Here is a 20039-nt window from a genome sequence, read left to right on the forward strand (position 1 = left end):
AGTATGGTCGACAGGTCGCTCTTCGTCAACCGGCGCGTTGCCGTCGCGTTCGTCCTTCAGGTTCTGGGCTACGCCGCGCTATTAGCGGTGTACCCACACAGCGAACTTTCGCCTGTCGTCGAGACGTTGCAGGCCGTCCCGACGATTCTCTTGATTCCCTTCGCGTTTCCCGCCATCCCGGCCTTTCTCCTGACCCTTGCGCTCGGCGGTATCCTCTCACTTATCGGCCTGTCACCACAGTCGCTGCCCGCTCTCCTGCTCGCCCGCGGCGACGTACTGTTCTTTATAAGCGCCTACGCTATCGGCGTCGCCAGCGCGTGGGCGAACCGCCGGGCCGATGAACTGCGGTAGGGAACGACCCCTAATCACATCCCAGAAGCCACCCAAGCCATCCCATGGGCGAGAAGACCACGGCGCTGAGCAAGCAGGAGGGGTGGCGAAGCGAGGGCTACGCTGCGCGGGTCCACTACGAGGGTGCGACCGAGCAGTACAGCATCGAATACTACGAGCCGACCGACCGCGTCATCTACTGGCGAGTCCGCGACGACGATGAGGCGGTGCCGGTCAGCCGAGATTCGGTGCCTGACCCGCTCCGACGGCGTATCCGTGAGGATCTGGCTGAGGTCGGTATCGACCCTGAGGTGGAAGGGGAGATGCTGTAACGCGAAGAAGGGGCCTTGCCGAAGCTAACACTCAATCGGATTTAAATAATCAAGCATCCGCCGAGCGGGGCGCTTGAAAAGCGCCCCCGAGGCGGTTCCCGCTGGCGACCGAAGGGAGCCAGCGTAGCGCCGACTGACTAACGCTCAGCCGACCGTAGGGAGGCTGAGCGGCTGGAAGGAGGGCGCATATTTTCACCACGTTTTTGCCGTCATCAGACCGCGACGCGGTCTGATTGCCCATCAGATTCCTGCGGAATCTGATGACCGCGGAGGCGGGTTCGGCGCCTCGCGCGCCGAACCGCCGGAGCGTGCAAAAAGTGGTTTTACTTGAACCGAAACGTCTCCAGGTTCTTCGGCGCGAAGGTTCGCATGTTGAACTCGTGGTAAAGCGCGGAAGAGAGGTCCTGCACGGAGGATTCGTCGCCGTGGACACACAGCACTTTCTCGGGCCGCGGGTTCATGGTGCGGACGAAGTTCATGAGGCCCTGCCGGTCGGCGTGACCGGAGAAGCCGTCGACGGTTTCGACGTTCATGTTGAGGGTGAGTTTGCCGCGGCTGCCGCCACGGTCGTCCATCGGAATCTCGTCCCAACCGTTCTGAATACGGCGGCCGAGGGTTCCCTGTGCCTGATAGCCGACGAAGGTCATCGTCGAGTCTTCCTCGCTGCCGAGATGCTGGAGCCACGACATGATGGGGCCGCCTTCGACCATCCCGGACGTCGAGAGGACGACACAGGGGCCGCCGTCGGCGACCTCCTGGCGTTCTTCCTCGCCGCCGTCGATGTGGTTGAACTGGTCGGCGAGGAAGGGGTTCTGGTCCTCGTGGAAGATGCGGTCCCGGAGGTCGTCACGGAGGTACTCGGGGTAGGTCGTGTGGATGGCCGTCGCCTCCCATATCATGCCGTCGAGGTGGACCGGGATTTCGGGGATTTCGCCTTTGCGCATGGCCTCTTCGAGGACGAGCATGATCTCCTGTGAGCGGCCGACGGCGAAGGCGGGAATGAGGACCTTGCCGCCGCGTTCGGCGGTCTCGCGGATGACCTTCTTGAGCTCCTCCTCGGAGTCCGTCTGGTCGGTTTGGTAGTCGTTTCGGCCGCCGTAGGTCGACTCCATGACCAGCGTCTCGACGCGGGGGAACTCGTTCGTCGCGCCGTTGAAGAGGCGCGTGTCGTCGTAGTGGATGTCACCGGAGAAGGCGACGTTGTAGAGGCCGTCGCCGATGTGGAAGTGGGTGACTGCGGAGCCGAGAATGTGGCCGGCGTTGTGGAAGGTGAGTTTGAGGTCCGGCGCGATGTCGGTGACGTCGCCGTACTCCAGCGGGATGCAGTGTTTGATGGCCTCCCGGACCTGTTCGGACTCGTAGGGCGGCGCGCGGCCCTCCTTGGCGGCGACGTCGAGGTAGTCCAGCGTCAGCAGGCCCATCAGGTCGCGGGTCGGCTCCGTACAGTAGATGGGGCCGTCGTAACCGTATTTAAAGAGGAGCGGGATGAGCGCGGAGTGGTCGAGGTGGGCGTGGGTGAGCACAACGGCGTCGATGTTCTGGGCGCCCGCGCCGAGGGCCTCGGGCACCTGCAGGTAGGGCACTTCGCCTTCGGCACCGGGCTTGTCACCGCAGTCGATGAGGACGCGCGTTTCGGGCGTGTTGAGGATGAAGGCGGCCCGACCGACCTCGCGGCAGCAGCCGAGGGTGGAGATGCGGACCCACTCGTCGTCGGACATCTCCTCGCGGTGAATCTGTCGACCGACGCGTTCGAGGATGTCCCGACGCTCGTCGCGTTCGTGCTTCAGGAAGTTCCGGACGTTCGAGACCGTCGAGGACTCGATGGGCGGCGTCCGGACGACTTCGGGCGTCCAGCCGACCTCCTGGGTAATCTCCCGGAGGGTCGACCCGTGGCGGCCGATGACCATGCCGGGCTTTTCGGCCTCGATGACGACTTCGCCGGTGTCGGCGTGGAAATCGAGGTCCGTGACGCCGGCTTCCTCGGGGATGACGGCTTCGACCTGCTCGCGGGCCTTCTCCGGTCGGGTGAGCACGTCGGGGTCCGGACGGACGGTGATTCGCTTGCGGAGTTTGGAGGCGAGGCGTCGAACGAGGTCGCCGTCTCCGGCGAACTTCTTGGGGTCGCGGGTGTAGACGACCAGTTCGGGCCCTTCGTATTTCACGTCCGAAATCGAGATGTCGCTCGGGACCTCGTCGGTGATCGTTTCCTTGATATCTTCGAGTTTCCGCTCTACTGCGCTCATATTAGAAATCCTTGGTTGTGGGCTTGCCGGCACTGCGGCGGACTGCTGTCGGCGCTCGCGGACGGACTGTCCGACGGTTGTTGTGACAGCAGGTCATGTGTTTCGACGTAAGGGTTACCTGTCGGCAGGTAACGACCGCGGGAGGTACCGGAAAACCCGCTCGTATTCGGTGCTTACCCACCACTCATATAAAATCCTTCGCAAACGGAAGTAGGATATGTACGTTACAGCCGATACCGTCGCCGACGAACACGAGTGGGTCCGAAGCCGCGAGCAGGTCCCGGCCCTGATAAACGACGTCCGAGGACGCCTCGGCCCGCTGTTCGATACCGAGGTCGGTGAGGTGACCGCCGCCGAATACCAGCAGGAAGTCGACGCCGTCTTCGCCGACGGCGACTGTGCGGTCAACGTCGCGGCGCTCTGTGGCCTGCTCCGGGAACTGGACTGTGAAGGTGATTACCCGGGCTTCGTCGTCGACGAGTTCCTCGGCCGGAAACTCGCCGCGACGATTGCGGGCGGCCAGCCGCTTGCCCTCCTCGCGGAGGCGACCTTCCACTTCGCGGACGTCCACACCCACGGCGAGGAAGGGGAGACGGCGGGCGCCGATGACCTCGATGCCGCACTCGCCGCGGGCTTTCAGACCCGGATGCCGGGCTGGGACTGGACCGCGACGGAAAGTCCTTTCTCGGTCGAGTAGCGAGGACGAAGGCCGGGGCCGACTGCGGCATGTCAACGCTGGCCGCTGAATGTAGACTTTTATCGGATGCTTCCGACCGACGCTCATGGAACGCGTCACTATCGAGGACGTCGAGGCCGAACCGCATCCGATGGGCGTCAACCGCGAGCGCCAACCGGTCACCGACGCCCTCGGCGCCGAGCACATGACGGCCGTCCACTACGAACTCGACCCGGGCGAGCAGTTCTCTGGCGGCCTGCACACCCACCACGACCAGGAGGAACTGTTCTACGTCATGGAAGGCACCGCCACCTTCGAATACGGGACCGACGGCGAGAAGACACCGGTCGAGGCGGGCGAAGTCATTCGATTCGAACCCGGTGAGTTCCAGTGCGGCCGGAACGAAAGCGACGAGCAGGTGGTCGGCCTCGCGCTCGCTGCGCCGGGAAGCCAGCACAACTGGGCGGACCTCGAATCCATGGCGCCCTGTCCGGAGTGCGACGAGGTGACGCCACACGGCGTCGAGGAACCCGACGAATCGTTCGTCATCTTCTGCAAGGAGTGCGGCAACGAGATGCGAATCGCCTGACTGAGGCCAGACACGCGGGAGACGACACGCATTTCAGACACGATACCGACCCTTCGGGGTATGAAGCGACGTGAGTTCCTCGCTGCGGCCGGCGCCGCCGCGGGAACTGCGCTGGCTGGTTGCCTCGGCGGTGCGACCGGGACGCTCGCCACGCGGATAACCCAGCAATCCGGCGACATCGACGACTTCGAAGCCTGTGTCGTCACGATTTCGGAACTCCGCGTCATGACGGGAACGACCGAGGGCGGCACGGCGACCGGAAGCGGACAGACTGCCCAGACCGAAATCCCGACCGTCGAAGGCGAACAGGCCTACGAGGTGGCCGATGCCGAAATCGACCTCGTGCAGGTTCGGGACGGCAACACCGCGCTCATCGACGAGCGGGAACTGGAGACGGGCGACTACCAGTACCTGAAACTGCTGGTCTCGAACGTCGACGCGACGCTCGGGGACGGGAGCGAGGCGGACGTGCAGATGCCGAACGGCGCCCCCCTGAAATTCGACGCGCCGTTCGAAATCCGGGAGAGCACGCGGACGGTCTTTACGGCGAACTTCGCGCCCGTCAAGCGTGACCAGCAGGACGGCTACGTGCTCCGACCGGTCGCCGACGCTGTCGGCGTCTCCTACGAGGAATAACGCGTCCGGCACCGATATCGCAGTTTTTGCGTCAAGTGGCCAGCAGGCATATGAGTCGCTGGAGCGAAACATGTCGTATATGAGACGACGAGATTACCTCGTAGCAACCGGTAGTGCCGTGGCCGTATCGGCCTTCGCCGGATGTATGGGCGGTAACGGCGGCGATGACGGCAACGGCGGAAACGACAGCGGCCTCCTCGCCACGCGCGTGACAGACCAACCCGGCGACATCGACGACTTCGAATCCTGTGTCGTCACCATCACTGCGATTCGCCTCAAGCCTGCCGAGGGAGACGACGAAGGCACCGAAGAGGAAGACACAGAGGGAACTGCCGACGAGACGGCGACGCCGGAAGAAACGCCGACGGAATCCGAAGGCACCGAGACCGAAGGCGACGACGAGGCCGAGGACGAAGTCGTCTACGAGGTCGACGACGTCGAGGCCGACCTCGTGGAACTGCAGGACGGAAACACGAAACTCGTCGACGAGCGGGAAATCGAGACTGGCGAGTACGAGTACATGAAACTGACCGTCAGCGAGGTCAACGGGACGCTCAAGGACGGCGGCGAGACCGAGGTTGACACGCCCGGCAACGCGCCGCTGAAGTTCAACGAGTCCTTCGAGATTCGTGCGAACACGCGGACGGTCTTCACCGCGGACTTCACGCCGGTCAAGCGGGGCCAGCAGAACAGCTACATCCTCCAGCCGGTCGCCTCCGGCGTCGAGGTTAGCTACGAGGACGTCGAAACCGACGACGGGACCGAGAACGGCACCGACCAGCAGACCGAAACGCCGACCGAAGCGTAACTCGCTCCCGCCTCCGCGCTCGCGTTCTTTCGTCGAAAGGCAAGGCCTGTAAGCCAGCCGTGGCTACCGGCGGCTATGCCATCTCGTCGCGGTTCGTTCGGTGCGGGTGCCCGCGCCGTCGTGCCCGTTCTTCTCGGCGTCATCCCCTTCGGCCTCGTCGCCGGGGCCGCGGCGGTCCGTGCGGGCCTTTCCGGGCTGGAGGCCGTCGGCCTGTCGGTCATCGTCTTCGCCGGTGCCTCACAGTTGGCGGCCATCGAACTGTTCGGGCAGGACGCCCACGCCGCCGTCATCGTCGCCACGGCGCTTGTCATCAACCTTCGGATGACGATGTACAGCGCCTCGCTAGCGCCGCATTTCCGTGGGCTTTCGACCCGACTGCGTGCGGGGCTGGCCTACCTGTTGACCGATCAGGCCTACGCCCTCTCGGTGGCCCGCTTTCGGACCGACGAGGACGTCGACCGGGCCTGGTTTTATCTGGGGGCGGCCGCGCCGATATGGGTGGTCTGGGTTATCTGTACCGTCATCGGTATCCTCGTCGGCGCGCGAGTGCCCGACTCGCTGCCGCTGGAGTTCGCCGTTCCGCTGACCTTCCTCGCACTTCTGGTGCCGACGATTACCGACTCGCCGAGTGCGCTCGCGGCGGCCATCGGCGGCACGGCGGCGACGCTCGGTGCCGGCCTGCCGCTGAACCTCGGCCTGATTACGGGCGCCGTCGTCGGCGTCTTCGCCGGCCTGCTCATCGAAACGGGGTGGCAGCGATGACCGCCGTCTGGCCGGCCATCGTCGCTATCGGGGTCGGAACGTTCCTGATTCGGTTTTCCTTCCTCTTTCTCTTCGAGTACGTCTCGGAGGTACCCGAGAGCATCGAGCGGGCGCTTCGGTTCGTCCCGCCGGCGGTGTTGGCGGCGCTCGTCGTCCCCGCCGTCGTCATGGTCGATGGCTCGCTGGCCATCGCTGTCGGCAACGAGCGTCTCATCGCGGCTGGAATCGCCGCCATCGTCGCCTGGCGCACCGAGAACATTTTCGCCACCATCGCCGTCGGGATGGTCGCGCTGGTCGCTCTCCAGAGCCTTATTTAGCCTCTGTGGGGTCTGGCCCCCCGAGTTCGGGTTTCGCTATAGTTCGGGGGGACCGGGTCGGCATCCAGTAATAAACTAATACTGGTTACGTACTGGACGAATGTAAGACGTTATTATTACGTTCTTGCCCTCCAGATCGTTCGTATGGACGCGTTCCGCCGTCGGCCGCACCAGCAACTCTCGCGGGCGGTCGCCAAGACGCTCGGCTATCGCTTCTTCATGGTGTGTATCACCGTCGCCGTCGCCTTCCTCGTCGTCGGTGACGTCGGGGACGCACTGAGTATCGGCCTCGTCGCCAACGTCGTGAAGACGGGGACCTACTTCGTCTACGAGCGGGCGTGGGACCACATCGACTGGGGCGTCTAAGGGGTCGTCTCCCCACGCCACCCGTTCCCGACGATACGCCGGGTTTAATACTCGCCTGCGGGACGTTTGTGGTATGAGCGACGAATCGGGGACACAGGAACTCGGCATCACCGAGTCCAAGGAGCACAGTCCCGGCGAGTGGTACGCGGAAGTCGTCCAGAAGGCCGGTCTCGCGGATTACGCCCCCATGGGCGGCTTTATCGTCACCCGTCCGCGCGGCTACGCGCTGTGGGAGCGCCTGCAGGACCACCTCGACGGCTGGTTCAAGGAGACGGGCGTCCAGAACACCTACTTCCCGATGTTCATCCCCGAGAGCTATCTCGAACGGGAGAAGGACATCGTCGAAGGGTTCGACCCCGAAGTGGCGTGGGTGACCCACGGCGGCCACGACGAACTCGACGAGCGGCTCGCCGTCCGGCCCACAAGCGAGTCCATCATCACGCCCTTTATCGCCGAGTGGGTCCGCAGCCACCGTGACCTCCCGATGCGGCTGAACCAGTGGTGTTCGGTCGTCCGGTGGGAGGCCACCGAGACCAAGCCCTTCTTCCGGACCAAGGAGTTCCTCTGGCAGGAGGGCCACACCGCCCACGCCGACGAGGAAGGCGCCTGGGAGGAGACGATGACCCGCCTCGGTCAGTACGAACGGCTCTACGAGGAGGTCATGGCCATTCCCGGGATGACGGGTCGCAAGCCCGAACACGACAAGTTCCCCGGTGCCGACACCACGACGACCATCGAGGCGCTGATGCCCGACGGCAAGTCCGTGCAGGCCGGCACCTCCCACTACCTCGGGACCTCCTTCGCGGAGGCCTTCGACATCGAGTACACCGACGAGGACGAAAACGAACGGCTCGCCCACACCACCTCGTGGGGCCTCTCGTGGCGCGCACTCGGCGCGCTCATCATGACTCACTCCGACGACCAGGGACTGGTCATCCCGCCCAAACTCGCGCCCACGCAGGTCGTCATCGTCCCCATCTGGCAGGCCGACACCGAGGAGAAAGTCAAGGAGTACGCCGCCGACCTCGCCGCCGAACTCGACGAGGAGTTCCGGGTCGAGTTGGACGACCGCGACGAGCGGAATCCCGGCTTCAAGTTCAACGAACACGAACTCAACGGCGTTCCCCTCCGCATCGAAATCGGCCCCAACGAGGTCGACGACGAGGAGGCCACGCTGGTCCACCGTCCCGACGGCGAGAACGAGGTCGCCGACCGCGAGGGCATCACCGAATCCGTTCAGGACGCCCTCGATACGGTCTACGCCAAACTCTACGCCGACGCCGAGGAGACCCTCGAAAACAACATCCGCGAGGCCCACGGCCGCGGCGAAATCCTCGGCACGCTCGGCAAGCACGGCGGCTACGTCAAGACCGGTTGGTGCGGCGACGAGGACTGCGAAGCCGAAATCAAGGACCAGATCGCCGCCGAAATCGTGATGCTCCCCCTCGAAGAGGACTACGACCCCGTCCACGACACCTGCGGCGTCTGCGGTGAGGACGCCGAGGAGACGGCGTACTTCGCGAAGAGTTACTAAAGCCCACTTTTGCACGTTCGGTGCGGCTTCGCCGCGCCTTGCAGTCATCAGATTCCCGCGGAATCTGATGGGCAATTAGACCGCTACGCGGTCTAATGACGGCAAAAACGTGGGAAAAATATTCGCGCGTTACTCCTTTCGCGCGGATGCTCCGATGTTCCTTTATTAATCGGCCACCGCCCATCGATAGCGGAGGATGTTGTAGCAGTCGGAATTTCGGTATTACTGGGTACTGAGTATCGAATATGAGCGGTTCGTTGGCTCTCCGTCGCTATCGCCCGTCTGACCACGAGCGGGTGCTGGAGCTTCACGAGGCGGCGATGCGGGACGTAGGCGCGTACGTGGACGGAGTTCCAGAACCAGACCTCGACGATATCGAGGGGGCGTACTTCGATTCGGGCGGCGAGTTCCTCGTGGGCACCGTTGACGGCGATATCGTCGCGATGGGCGCGTTCCGACCCGCGGAGGGGTATATAAGCGAATTTCTCGATGGCCTCTCGAATCCGGCGGAACTCAAGCGAATGCGGGTCGACCCAACCCACCAGCGTCGGGGGTATGGACGGCGAGTGTACGAAGAACTGGAGCAGCGGGCACGAAACCGGGGGTTCGACGAGTTCGTCCTCGATACCATGCCCGTCCAGACTGCTGCACGGGCGTTCTACGAATCGGCGGGGTTCGAGCAGGTTCGACGCGAACGCCTCGAACACGACGGCGACACGTTCACCCTTCTGTTCTATCGGCGGCCGCTGGGCGAGGAGTAAGACCCGACGCATGCAGGCGGATTCGGTCGTCTAATGGTCGTCACTCAACCACACACTCTTTGCCTTAAATTACCTTATATGGGGTAAACCCACCATTAGTCTTTGAGGGGAAGCCTCTTATTCCGGTATCGGGCAAGCACAGGTAATGCCTGAGCGAACCGACTCTTCTGCGGGGACGGCCGGCCTCGCGGACCCTGACGACTACCGCGCCAACTGTGGGGTAGGCGTCGTCATGGACCTCGACGGCGGCCGGTCCCACGAGACGGTCGACGATAGCCTCGAACTACTGGAGAACCTCGAACACCGCGGCACCACCGGCGCCGACGAGAACACCGGCGACGGCGCGGGCATCCTCTTCCAGATGCCCCACGAGTTCTTCGCCGATGAAATCGACGGGCTTCCGGACCGCGGCGAGTACGCCGTCGGCTCCATCTTCATGCCGAAGGACCCCGACGCCGCCGCCCACCTGCAGGACATCGTCGAGGACGTCCTCGCGGACCACGGCCTCGACGTCTTCGCGTGGCGCGAAGTCCCGACCGAAAACGACTCCCTCGGCGAGACGGCTGCCGAATCCGAACCCGCCGTCGTCCAGTGTTTCGTCCGCTCCGAACTGGACGAGGACGCCTTCGACCGCGCGCTCTACGTCGGCCGCCGCGACCTCGAAAAGACCGTCGAGGACCGCCGTCCCGACGGCTACGCTCGCTTCTATATCTGCTCGCTGGACCGCGACACGCTCGTTTATAAAGGTCTGCTGACGGCCGAGCAACTGCCGGCGTACTACCCCGAACTCTCCGACGAACGCTTCAAGTCGACCTTCGCGATGGTCCACGCCCGGTTCTCGACGAACACCCTCGGCGCGTGGCATCTCGCCCACCCCTACCGCAACATCATCCACAACGGCGAGTTCAACACGATTCAGGGGAACATCAACTGGATGCGGGCCCGCGAGGACGACCTCGAACACCCCGAGTTCGGCGACGATATCGACACCCTCCGCCCGATTATCAACGACCCCGAACAGTCCGACACCGCGAGCGTCGACAACGCCCTCGAACTCCTGATGGAAGGCGGCCGCGACATGCCGCATGCCCTCCGAATGTTAATCCCCGAGGCCTGGCGCGGCGAGGCCAACCGCGTCCCCGAGGACCGACGCGAGTGGTACGACTACCACGCCTCGCTGGTCGAACCGTGGGACGGTCCCGCCCTCGTCGCGGCGACCGACGGCGAACGCATCGGTGCCGTGCTGGACCGGAACGGCCTCCGACCCTGCCGGTACGACGTGACGACCGACGACCGACTCATCATGGCCAGCGAGGCCGGCGCGCTGGAACCCGATTTCGGCGACATCAAACGCCGTGACCGCCTCCAGCCCGGCCAGCTGTTCGTCGCCGACCCCAACGAGGGACGGGTCATCCCTGACGACGAGATCTTCGACGAACTCGTCGACGAGAAGTACGCCGACTGGGTCGACCAGGAACAGGTCGACATCGACGATATCGCGGATGCCGACGATGCCCTGCCGGAGGGAGACGTCACGGAACTCCGCTCGCATCAGGCGCTGTACGGCTACACCCACGACGAGATGGACCACCTCATCGAGCCGATGGCCCGCGACGGCAAGGACCCTGTCGGGTCGATGGGCGACGACACGCCGCTTTCCGTCCTCTCGCAGTTCAACCGCCCGCTCTTTACGTACTTCAAACAGCTCTTCGCGCAGGTCACCAACCCGCCGCTTGACTACATCCGCGAGGAACTGGTCACCTCTCTGGAGTCCCGCCTCGGCTTCCAGCGCAACCTGCTCGACGAGACGCCGGAACACGCCCGGCAACTCGTCGTCGACTCGCCGGTACTGACCGACGCGAAGACGAAATCCATCAAGGACCTCGACGGTGAGGGCGGCCTCTCCTCGGCGGTCGTCGATATCACCTTCGACCCCGAGACGGACCTCGAAACCGCCGTCGAGAACGTCCGCGAGGAAGCCACCCGGACCGCACGGGAACACGATATCCTCGTGCTTTCGGACCGCGCGGCCGGCGAGGATGCCATCCCGATTCCGGCGCTGCTGGCGACCGGCGGCGTCCACCATCACCTCGTCCGAAACGGGCTTCGGAACCACGTCGGCCTCGTCCTCGAATCGGGTGACCCGCGTGCGGTCCACCACGTCGCCACCTGCATCGGCTACGGTGCCGGCGCTGTCAACCCCTACCTCGCCTACGAGTCCATCACGGACCTCGTTGCCGGCCCCGACGGTGCCGACGAAAACGCGGCCGTTCAGGCCTACATCAAGGCCGTCGAGGACGGCCTGCTGAAGACGATGGCCAAGATGGGTATCTCGACGGTCGAATCCTATCAGGGCGCCCAGATTTTCGAGGCAGTCGGCCTCGATTCGGAGTTCGTCGCCGAATACTTCGAGGGCACCACCGCCCGAACCGAAGGCATCGACATCGAGGACATCGAGGAAGACCTGAAACGCCGCTACGAGGTCGCCTTCGGCGACGACCCGGACCTCGAAATGCAGGGCGAGTACGAACACCGCTCCTCGGGCATGTTCCACGAGTGGAACCCCGAGTCGGTCGGCACGCTCCAGAAGGCCGTCCGACAGGGCGACTACGAGCAGTACCAGGAGTTCGCCTCGATGATGAACGACCAGCAGGAGAACCTCCAGAGCCTTCGGGGCCTGCTGGAGTTCGATTCGGACCGCGACCCGGTCGACATCGACGAGGTCGAACCCGTCGAAGACATCGTCAAACGGTTCTCGACGGCCGCGATGAGTCTCGGGAGCCTCTCGCCGGAAGCCCACGAGAACAACTCCATCGCGATGAACCGCCTCGGCGGCAAGTCCAACACCGGTGAGGGCGGCGAACCGCCCGAACGGTTCAACACCGAAAAGGAGTGTACCGTCAAGCAGGTCGCCTCCGGTCGCTTCGGCGTCACCTCGGATTACCTCACCAACGCCGACGAGATTCAAATCAAGATGGCACAGGGCTCCAAGCCCGGCGAGGGCGGCCACCTGCCCGGCCGGAAGGTCAACGAGATGATCGCCCACGTCCGCTACTCGACGCCGGGTGTCGGTCTCATCTCGCCGCCGCCGCTGCACGACATCTACTCCATCGAGGACCTCAAACAGCTCATCCACGACCTGAAGGCCGCCAACCCGGACGCGGACATCAACGTCAAACTGGTCTCGGAGGCCGGCATCGGGACGATTGCGGCCGGCGTCGCGAAGGCCAACGCCGACGTGGTCCACATCTCGGGCCACTCCGGCGGCACCGGCGCCTCACCCAAAACGTCCATCAAGAACGCCGGCCTGCCGTGGGAACTCGGCCTCGCCGAAGCCAACCAGATGCTCCGGTCGACGGACCTGCGCTCCCGCATCCGCGTCACCGTCGACGGCGGGATGAAGACCGGCTACGACGTCGCCGTCGGCGCCCTGCTCGGCGCCGAGGAGTACGTCTTCGGGACCGCGCCGCTGGTGACTTCTGGCTGTGTGATGGCCCGGCAGTGCCACGAGAACACCTGTCCGGTCGGCGTCGCCACCCAGGACGAGGACCTCCGGAGTCGCTTCCCCGGCGAACCTCAGCACGTCATCAACTACATGACGTTCATCGCGCAGGAACTGCGCGAAATCATGGCTGACCTCGGCTACACGAGCGTCGAGGAGATGATTGGACGCGTCGACGCCCTCAAACAGCGTGAGGACGTCGAACAGGAGAAGGCCAAGAAACTCGACCTCTCGTCGATTCTCGCGGAACCCGCCGGCGACCAGCGCACCAAGACCGAACCGCAGACCCACGAAATCGACGAGGCGCTGGACTGGGACCTCATCGACGAGGCCGAGGACGCCATCGAGCACGGCGACCCCGTCCATCTGGACCGCGACATCTCGAACAACCACCGCGCGGTCGGCGCCACGCTCTCGAACCGCATCTCGAAGGCCCACGGCACCGAGGGTCTGCCCTCGGATACCATCACCGTCGACTTCGGCGGCACGGCCGGCCAGAGTTTCGGCGCCTTCCTGCAGGACGGCGTCACCCTCCAGTTGACCGGCACCGCCAACGACTACGTCGGCAAGGGGCTGTCGGGCGGCAAACTCGTCGTGAACACGCCGAACGACGCTCCCTACGAACCCGAGAAGAACATCCTCGTCGGCAACGTCGCCCTCTACGGTGCGACGCAGGGCGAGGCCTACATCAACGGCATGGCCGGCGAGCGCTTCGGCGTCCGCAACTCTGGTGTCAAGGCCGTCGTCGAATCGGTCGGCGACCACGGCTGTGAGTACATGACCGGCGGCGTCGTCGCCTGCCTCGGCGAGACGGGCAAGAACTTCGCCGCGGGCATGTCCGGTGGTGTCGCCTACGTCCTCGACCGCGAGGGCGACTTCGAACAGAAGGTCAACTACGGCATGGTCTCGACCTCGCAGGAACTCGACCAGAAGGACCGCGAGATGCTCCGCCGTCTCATCGAGAACCACGTCGCCTACACCGATTCGGACCGCGCCGAATACATCCTCGACAACTGGGAGGAGGAAGTCGAGAAGTTCGTCAAGGTGCTGCCCGATGCCTACGCGGAAATCATCGAGGACCGCGAGGAGGCGGACGTCCGCAACGACCTCCCCGAAAGCGCGACGCCCGAGGCCGAAACCGACGCGGCCGGGCACGTAGCGAGCGACGACTAACAACCACGTTCTACACCGAACTTTTTGCACGGGTCGGCTTCGCCGACCCGGCAAAAACTTCGATGAAAAAGACACTTCGACCCTCCCTACGGTCGGGTCTCGGTCCCGCGCCTCACTTCGTTCGTCGCGGTGAACCGCTCGCGCCCTGCGGGCGCTCGCGGACATCATTATTTTTTGCTGAGGTAGCCGGCACGAGAACTCAGGTTCGGCCAGCGGATACAGGAACGGAGGTTAGCATCCGCCGAGTGGGGCCTTCGAAGAAGGCCCTCGAGGCGGTTCCCCGGACAAGGGCGTCTCCGGCGCCCGCAGTCCGGTAGCGCCGACTGACTAACGCGAGCCGAAGGCTCGCGGCTGGAAGGAGGCGCGCATATTTTCACCACGTTTTTGCCGCGGAGCCGGGTCTGGCGCCGTAGCGCGCCAGACCGGCGGAGCGTGCAAAAAGTGGGTTCGTTTGGACGGATTTGTCAGAACCTTTTGTAGGGGTTCGGGTTACCTCAGCGTGTGAGTCTCAAGCATGAGTGAAGACCCATTCGACGGGTCGCCGGTCTCTCGCCGGCGATTCATGGCGCTATCGGCAGCCACGGGCGCGGCGCTGACGCTCCCGGCGAACGCGACGGCGGATGCGAGTTCGCCCGCGTTCACGACGGAGTATCAGTACGTCCTGAACCACACGCCGGAGGACCACGCGGTCCCGACGCTGGTACGCTTCTCGGACCCGAGCGGCACGACCGCGATGGAGGGGGCCCTCGACAAGGAGGTCCATACGACGACCAGCCCTGAACCGGCGGGCTACGCGCAGGTGACGACCGCCGAAGCCCAGATGCTGGCGGACCTGCCGAACGCCAGCGAGTTTCAGTTCGCACCGGGGTCGAATCCCTTCTGGCGAATCGGCTACTACCCGATGGGCGTTTTCCCGGAACCGCGACGTTCGGTGGACTACATCGGTTTCGAGCAACTGAAGGACGGCCTCAACGTGCTCGAAGAACGGTATCCGGACAAGATTCGGGTCAAGCGAGTCGGTCAGTCGCCGGGCCACCACAACAACGTCACCGACCGCCCCGACCCCAAGGGGATGTACGTCGCCGAGTTGACGAACTTCGATTCGGAGACGGACTTCGAGGACAAGGAGAAGGTGTTCTTCTCCTGTTCGCTGCACGGGTTGGAGATGGCCGGTCGGGAGACGGGCGCTCGCGTGCTCGAAAACGCGGCCCGTGGCTCCGAACCGGACGTCGACGGCAGCGACGCGAAACTCGAACCGCTGCTGGACGACGTCGTCGTCATCATCGGCTTTACGAACCCCGACGGCTGGGCGGTCCGCAACCCGCAGTACGATTCCGGGTGGCAGGTCGGTGGTCCGGGTACCGGAACGCCACGAGCGCCCGCCGCACCGCTGTACGAGCGCGGGAACGCGGAGGTGTTCGATACGAACCGCCAGTACCCCGCTGTGGGGTACATCAACCCCGCCCACTATCCGGCGGCCCCCGCGAATTACGAGGGCGACGAGCCGGGGTTCGTCAACGAGAAGGTGCCGGACGCCAAGGCCTTCGTCGACTACTTCCAGGATTACGAGAACCTCAACTACGGTGCCGACCTCCACGGCGGTCCCGTCTTCAACAATTTCGTGTTGGGGCTCATCTCGCAGGACCAGTTCAACACGCGGGAACTCCACGAGGTCTACGAGATGTGTCGCAACATCAACGAGACGCTTGCGTCGGCCCTTAGCACGTGGGAAACCGTCGGTCAGGCGCGGGTCGACCTCGTGGGGGACCAGCAGTTCTCCCCGGTCCTGTTCGGCGTCGTCCCCGAGAGCGCCTTCGACTACGCCACCATCTACGACACCATCGGCTACACGGTGTCGGGCGCGTTCCTCGACTGGATGGCCCACCCCGAGCCCATCGGCCTCGACATGACGACGCTGGACTTCGAGATGTCGTTCAACCACATGCTCGGAGGGAACGTCTACAACCCCGAACTGTTCGAGATGGAGGTCACGGGCTATCGCGCGGCCATCCGAACCATCACCCAGTTCGCCGTCAACAACACCGACACGCCGACGACCGACGAGGAGTTCAGCACCGAAACAAAGACCAGCGGCGATACGGTCGCCTACATCACGACCGGCGAGGTCGGGTCCAGCGAGGACGCACTCCGACGGACCGACGGACAGCTCGATTTCGACTACGAGGGAACCGAGTTCTACGAGACCAGCGAAGAGGGCGAACTCGCTGCCGACCTGACGGAGTTCACCTTCGACGTCGAGCGGACGGACATCCATAGCATGGGTGTCCACCTCCACGGGGAGGGCATCGTTGCGGACCTCGACTTAGTCTCGCCGTCCGGCGAAACGGTCTACGAGTTCGAGGGCGTCACCGACGAACGTGTCGGCGGGAAATGCTGCGGCCTGCCGGAGTTCACGGTTAGCGACCCGGAACCGGGAACGTGGTCGCTCCAGATCGCCAACTATCAGGATGCCGGACAAATCGTCGAAATGCAACGCTGGACGCTGGCCGCTCAGGGCGCGCCCGACCCCACGCAGGCCTGGGGCAGCGAGGGATACGAACAGGCGCCCTACGACGTGACTCCCTTCGAGTTCTTCAAGGACTACGAATCCGCCGAAAAGCGTGGCAACCTGCGGAACTTCATCAGGGACGGCGGCTCGGTCGAGCCGGTCACCGTCGACGAGGTCCGGAGCGGCAAACTCGCCGACGAGAACTACGACCACGCGGTCCTCATCCACGACTACGTCTCGCCGAAAAAGCGTATCTCCGGCGGGACCGACAATCAGATGGGAGACATTACCGGAAACGCGTCCGGCGATGTCGTCGACGATTACACCGACGCGCTCGATGACTTCGTCGACAGCGGCGGGAACCTCGTCGTGACCGACACGGGGACGTACGTCCTGCCGGAACTCGACAACGAACTCCTCGATGGGTCGAAAATCAACCGCGAAAGCGACGTCGAGCGGCAGTTCCTCGACGTGGCCCGCTTCACGAGCAAGAACCTCGACCATCCGCTGTTCGACAAGCACGTTCGGGAGATACAGAACCAGCTCTGGAAGGTCCAGCCGCTGGGCTATCAGGTGACCGGCGAGGCACCGATGGACCTCGTCAGCGAGGCGGCTTTCACCGGCGCCGCCACCGACGACGGCGTCGCCTCCATCGCCGGCCGGACGAACAGTCTGGTCGCCGCCGGTTCGATTACCGAGGCCGAGGATTCGGGCCGCGGCATCCACTACATCTCCTCGCTGCTGCCACCGGCCTGGCAGGCGAACCTGCACCCGTTCGGCCTCCAGAACTACACCGTGACGTTCCTCGGCAACATCCTGCTCACTTCGGCGCTCGGCTTCGAGCAGGTCCGGACGGCGGGCGATACGAAACGTCGGTACGGACGCACCGACGGGTGGAACGTCGGCGGCAGCGACCCCACCGACGACCTCACCGCCAGCGGGTCCCGGACGGTCGACAGTAGCGTCGTTACGGGCGAGCAGGCCCACCGGGTCGAACTCACGGTCTCGAACCTCAGCGAGGACGCGGTCATTCGCGACCAGTTCCCCGACGGTTGGGACCTCCTGCCGTGGGCCCAGGGCACGGAAGTCGACGATGGCGTCGTCGAGTTCAGATACAGTGACGACTCTCGGGCCGTTCCGGCCGACGAGGTCGACGGTGGCGACGAGTCGGTCACCTTCACCTACTTCGTCGAACCGCCGGGCGGCGTCCAGAACTCCAACGTCGCGAGCTACGGCCCCGCAATCGCCAAGGTCGGCGAGGAGACGGCTAACTTCGCCGGACAGGACGACGTCGTCTTCGTCGGTGTCGACACATAGCCGCCGATAGCCGACTGGCCGAACCGTCCCCTTTTTCGCCGGCCGGCCCGCAGGCGGTGGTATGAGCGACCACGTCTTCGTTATCGGCGGCACGCGATTCATCGGCCGACACACCGTCGAGGAGTTCCTCGATGCGGGCTACGAGGTCACGATTTTCAATCGCGGCAACCACGACAACCCTTTCGCAGACGACGGCCGCGTCGCCCACATCGAGGGCGACCGGACCAACGAGGGTGACCTCCGACGTGCGGGCCTCGATGTCGCCCCCGACGTCGTCGTCGACTGTGTGGCCTACCAGCCGCGGGACGTTCACGCCGCGACGGACATCTTCAGCGACGTGGACGCCTACGTCTACATCTCCTCGGGGGCGTCCTACGGCGAGGAGCGAATCCCGAAACGGGAGGGCGAAACCGAACTCAATGACTGTTCGCCGGAGGAGGCCATCGACGACACGATGGAGACCTACGGCGCCCGGAAGGCAGAGGGCGACCGCGCGGTCTTTTCGGCCGCCGACCGCGGCGTCAACGCGATGGCCGTCCGGCCGCCGGTCGTCTACGGCCCCCACGATTACACCGAGCGCTTCGACTACTGGATCGACCGTGTCGATAACCACGACACTGTCGTCGTACCTGGCGATGGGACGAACCTCTGGCATCTCGTCTACGTGAAGGACGTCGCCAGCGCGCTGCGAACGGTCGCCGAGGAGGGCACGCCCGGCGAGGCCTACAACGTCGGTGACGGCCACGCGCCCGTGCTGGGTGAGTGGGTCGACCTGATTGCGGATGCGTGTGACACCGACGTCGAGACGGTGTTCGCCAGCGAGCGGGAACTCGGGACCGTCGACCTCTCGCTGGACGATTTCCCTATCTATCGTGACTACCCGCACCTGCTGGAGACGAACAAACTCCGGTCGCTCGGTTGGGAATCGACCGACCACGAGGAGGCGCTGGCCGAAACGGTCGCCGAGCATCGCGAATCCGAGCGAACGGGCCGGGAGAACGGCCCGGACCGCGAGGCCGAGGAGCGACTGCTCGACGTGCTGGGAACGGTGCAGTAGGCGGACCGCTTCCGGCCGACCGCCCGAGGCCAAACGGTTTTACCCCGGCGTTGCGCACTCCCCGGTATGTTCAGCAAATCGACGTGGATTCGCCTCCCGCGGAGCGTCGTGGTCGGCCACGGCGTGCTGGACCGGGCGGTCGAAGTCGTCGACGAACTCTATCTCGACGGGCGACCGCTCATCGTCACCAGCCCCACGCCGGAGGAACTCGCGGCCGACCGCCTCGTGGATGATTTCGAGGCGGCCGGCTTCGAACCGGCAGTTGCCATCGTCGAGGAGGCCTCCTTTTCGGCCGTCGAAGACGTCCTCGAAGCCGCCGACGAAATCGATGCGGGCTACCTCATCGGCCTCGGCGGCGGCAAGCCCATCGACATCGCGAAGATGGCCGCCGACGAACTGAACTGCGGGTTCGTCTCGGTACCGACCGCGGCCAGCCACGACGGCATCGTTTCGGGTCGAGGGTCGGTCCCCGAGGGCGATACCCGCCACTCCGTTGCGGCCCATCCGCCGCTTGCGGTCATCGCGGATACCGAACTCATCGCCAACGCGCCGTGGCGGCTGACGACCGCCGGCTGTGCCGACATCATCTCGAATTACACCGCGGTCAAAGACTGGCAACTCGCCCATCGGCTGAAGAACGTCGAATACAGCGAGTACGCGGGCGCGCTCGCACAGATGACCGCCGAGATGCTCGTCGAGCGCTCGGATTCCATCAAGCGCGGCCTCGAAGAGTCGGCGTGGGTCGTCGTGAAAGCGCTCGTCTCCTCGGGCGTCGCGATGTCGATTGCGGGGTCCTCGCGGCCGGCCTCGGGCGCGGAACACCTCATCTCACACCAACTGGACCGTATCGCGCCCGGGGAGGCCCTCCACGGCCATCAGGTCGGTATCGCCTCCGTCGTCACCGAATACCTCCACAGCGGCGAGGGCGGCGAGTGGAAGCAGGTCAAGCAGGCGCTGGCCAGTATCGACGCGCCGACGACGGCCAGCCAACTCGGCATCGACGACGAACAGTTCATCGAGGCGATGACGACGGCCCACGAGATTCGGGACCGCTATACGATTCTCGGCGACGGTATCGAGGAGGACGCCGCCATCGAGGCGGCGACGACGACCGGCGTCCTCTAACC

General features: G+C 64.7%; 16 protein-coding genes. 15 read left to right on the forward strand and 1 reads right to left on the reverse strand.

Annotated features, from left to right (window positions below; translation table 11 throughout):
- The first annotated feature begins 3 nt into the window (after positions 1-3).
- Together HWV23_RS13355 and HWV23_RS13360 are read left to right on the forward strand one after the other, a co-directional pair.
- Positions 4-351 (forward strand): hypothetical protein, encoded by a 348-nt coding sequence (locus tag HWV23_RS13355; protein WP_178290891.1) that lies wholly within the window; start codon positions 4-6, stop codon positions 349-351.
- A gap of 44 nt (positions 352-395) precedes the next feature.
- Positions 396-662, forward strand: a complete 267-nt coding sequence (locus tag HWV23_RS13360) for a DUF7538 family protein (protein WP_178290892.1) — start codon at positions 396-398, stop codon at positions 660-662.
- A 323-nt stretch (positions 663-985) separates the two neighbouring features.
- Here HWV23_RS13360 and HWV23_RS13365 read toward each other — a convergent pair whose 3' ends face one another.
- Positions 986-2905 (reverse strand): beta-CASP ribonuclease aCPSF1, encoded by a 1920-nt coding sequence (locus HWV23_RS13365; RefSeq protein ID WP_178290893.1) that lies wholly within the window; start codon positions 2903-2905, stop codon positions 986-988.
- A 217-nt stretch (positions 2906-3122) separates the two neighbouring features.
- On the opposite strand from HWV23_RS13365, the gene HWV23_RS13370 reads away from it, so the two are divergent.
- From HWV23_RS13370 to HWV23_RS13430, 13 genes are all read left to right on the forward strand, one after another.
- Entirely contained in the window at positions 3123-3602 is a 480-nt protein-coding gene (locus tag HWV23_RS13370; protein ID WP_178290894.1) for a DUF7984 family protein, read from the forward strand.
- An 85-nt stretch (positions 3603-3687) separates the two neighbouring features.
- Positions 3688-4170 carry a cupin domain-containing protein gene (locus tag HWV23_RS13375; protein ID WP_178290895.1) on the forward strand — a complete coding sequence of 161 codons (483 nt, stop codon included), beginning with the start codon at positions 3688-3690 and terminating at the stop codon, positions 4168-4170.
- A 60-nt stretch (positions 4171-4230) separates the two neighbouring features.
- A complete protein-coding gene (locus tag HWV23_RS13380; protein WP_178290896.1) occupies positions 4231-4806 on the forward strand; it encodes a DUF4382 domain-containing protein in 576 nt (191 codons plus the stop codon).
- A 79-nt stretch (positions 4807-4885) separates the two neighbouring features.
- A complete protein-coding gene (locus tag HWV23_RS13385) occupies positions 4886-5614 on the forward strand; it encodes a DUF4382 domain-containing protein (protein WP_246282688.1) in 729 nt (242 codons plus the stop codon).
- 75 nt (positions 5615-5689) lie between these two features.
- Positions 5690-6376 carry an AzlC family ABC transporter permease gene (locus HWV23_RS13390; RefSeq protein WP_178290898.1) on the forward strand — a complete coding sequence of 229 codons (687 nt, stop codon included), beginning with the start codon at positions 5690-5692 and terminating at the stop codon, positions 6374-6376.
- A complete protein-coding gene (locus tag HWV23_RS13395) occupies positions 6373-6693 on the forward strand; it encodes an AzlD domain-containing protein (protein ID WP_178290899.1) in 321 nt (106 codons plus the stop codon). The genes HWV23_RS13390 and HWV23_RS13395 overlap by 4 nt, the downstream gene beginning before the upstream one ends.
- 144 nt (positions 6694-6837) lie before the next feature.
- A complete protein-coding gene (locus HWV23_RS13400) occupies positions 6838-7059 on the forward strand; it encodes a DUF2061 domain-containing protein (protein WP_178290900.1) in 222 nt (73 codons plus the stop codon).
- A gap of 73 nt (positions 7060-7132) precedes the next feature.
- Positions 7133-8593, forward strand: a complete 1461-nt coding sequence (gene proS / locus HWV23_RS13405; RefSeq protein WP_178290901.1) for a proline--tRNA ligase — start codon at positions 7133-7135, stop codon at positions 8591-8593.
- Positions 8594-8838: 245 nt separating this feature from the next.
- A complete protein-coding gene (locus tag HWV23_RS13410; protein WP_178290902.1) occupies positions 8839-9354 on the forward strand; it encodes a GNAT family N-acetyltransferase in 516 nt (171 codons plus the stop codon).
- 145 nt (positions 9355-9499) lie between these two features.
- Positions 9500-14029 carry a glutamate synthase large subunit gene (gltB, locus tag HWV23_RS13415; RefSeq protein ID WP_178290903.1) on the forward strand — a complete coding sequence of 1510 codons (4530 nt, stop codon included), beginning with the start codon at positions 9500-9502 and terminating at the stop codon, positions 14027-14029.
- 514 nt (positions 14030-14543) lie between these two features.
- Positions 14544-17855 (forward strand): M14 family metallopeptidase, encoded by a 3312-nt coding sequence (locus tag HWV23_RS13420; protein ID WP_178290904.1) that lies wholly within the window; start codon positions 14544-14546, stop codon positions 17853-17855.
- A gap of 61 nt (positions 17856-17916) precedes the next feature.
- Entirely contained in the window at positions 17917-18912 is a 996-nt protein-coding gene (locus tag HWV23_RS13425) for an NAD-dependent epimerase/dehydratase family protein (protein ID WP_178290905.1), read from the forward strand.
- A 66-nt stretch (positions 18913-18978) separates the two neighbouring features.
- The gene (locus tag HWV23_RS13430; RefSeq protein WP_178290906.1) at positions 18979-20037 is read left to right on the forward strand and encodes an NAD(P)-dependent glycerol-1-phosphate dehydrogenase; all 1059 of its coding nucleotides are present in this window, start codon (positions 18979-18981) and stop codon (positions 20035-20037) included.
- Positions 20038-20039: the final 2 nt, after the last annotated feature.

The sequence above is a fragment of the Natronomonas halophila genome, from assembly GCF_013391085.1.
GTDB classification, from domain to species: domain Archaea; phylum Halobacteriota; class Halobacteria; order Halobacteriales; family Haloarculaceae; genus Natronomonas; species Natronomonas halophila.

Bases quoted from the DNA above. Each gene is read 5' to 3' on its own strand.
- HWV23_RS13355 (WP_178290891.1), top strand. From the start codon at position 4: ATGGTCGACAGGTCGCTCTTCGTCAACCGGCGCGTTGCCGTCGCGTTC.
- HWV23_RS13360 (WP_178290892.1), top strand. From the start codon at position 396: ATGGGCGAGAAGACCACGGCGCTGAGCAAGCAGGAGGGGTGGCGAAGC.
- HWV23_RS13365 (WP_178290893.1), bottom strand. From the start codon at position 2,905: ATGAGCGCAGTAGAGCGGAAACTCGAAGATATCAAGGAAACGATCACC.
- HWV23_RS13370 (WP_178290894.1), top strand. From the start codon at position 3,123: ATGTACGTTACAGCCGATACCGTCGCCGACGAACACGAGTGGGTCCGA.
- HWV23_RS13375 (WP_178290895.1), top strand. From the start codon at position 3,688: ATGGAACGCGTCACTATCGAGGACGTCGAGGCCGAACCGCATCCGATG.
- HWV23_RS13380 (WP_178290896.1), top strand. From the start codon at position 4,231: ATGAAGCGACGTGAGTTCCTCGCTGCGGCCGGCGCCGCCGCGGGAACT.
- HWV23_RS13385 (WP_246282688.1), top strand. From the start codon at position 4,886: ATGAGACGACGAGATTACCTCGTAGCAACCGGTAGTGCCGTGGCCGTA.
- HWV23_RS13390 (WP_178290898.1), top strand. From the start codon at position 5,690: ATGCCATCTCGTCGCGGTTCGTTCGGTGCGGGTGCCCGCGCCGTCGTG.
- HWV23_RS13395 (WP_178290899.1), top strand. From the start codon at position 6,373: ATGACCGCCGTCTGGCCGGCCATCGTCGCTATCGGGGTCGGAACGTTC.
- HWV23_RS13400 (WP_178290900.1), top strand. From the start codon at position 6,838: ATGGACGCGTTCCGCCGTCGGCCGCACCAGCAACTCTCGCGGGCGGTC.
- proS (WP_178290901.1), top strand. From the start codon at position 7,133: ATGAGCGACGAATCGGGGACACAGGAACTCGGCATCACCGAGTCCAAG.
- HWV23_RS13410 (WP_178290902.1), top strand. From the start codon at position 8,839: ATGAGCGGTTCGTTGGCTCTCCGTCGCTATCGCCCGTCTGACCACGAG.
- gltB (WP_178290903.1), top strand. From the start codon at position 9,500: ATGCCTGAGCGAACCGACTCTTCTGCGGGGACGGCCGGCCTCGCGGAC.
- HWV23_RS13420 (WP_178290904.1), top strand. From the start codon at position 14,544: ATGAGTGAAGACCCATTCGACGGGTCGCCGGTCTCTCGCCGGCGATTC.
- HWV23_RS13425 (WP_178290905.1), top strand. From the start codon at position 17,917: ATGAGCGACCACGTCTTCGTTATCGGCGGCACGCGATTCATCGGCCGA.
- HWV23_RS13430 (WP_178290906.1), top strand. From the start codon at position 18,979: ATGTTCAGCAAATCGACGTGGATTCGCCTCCCGCGGAGCGTCGTGGTC.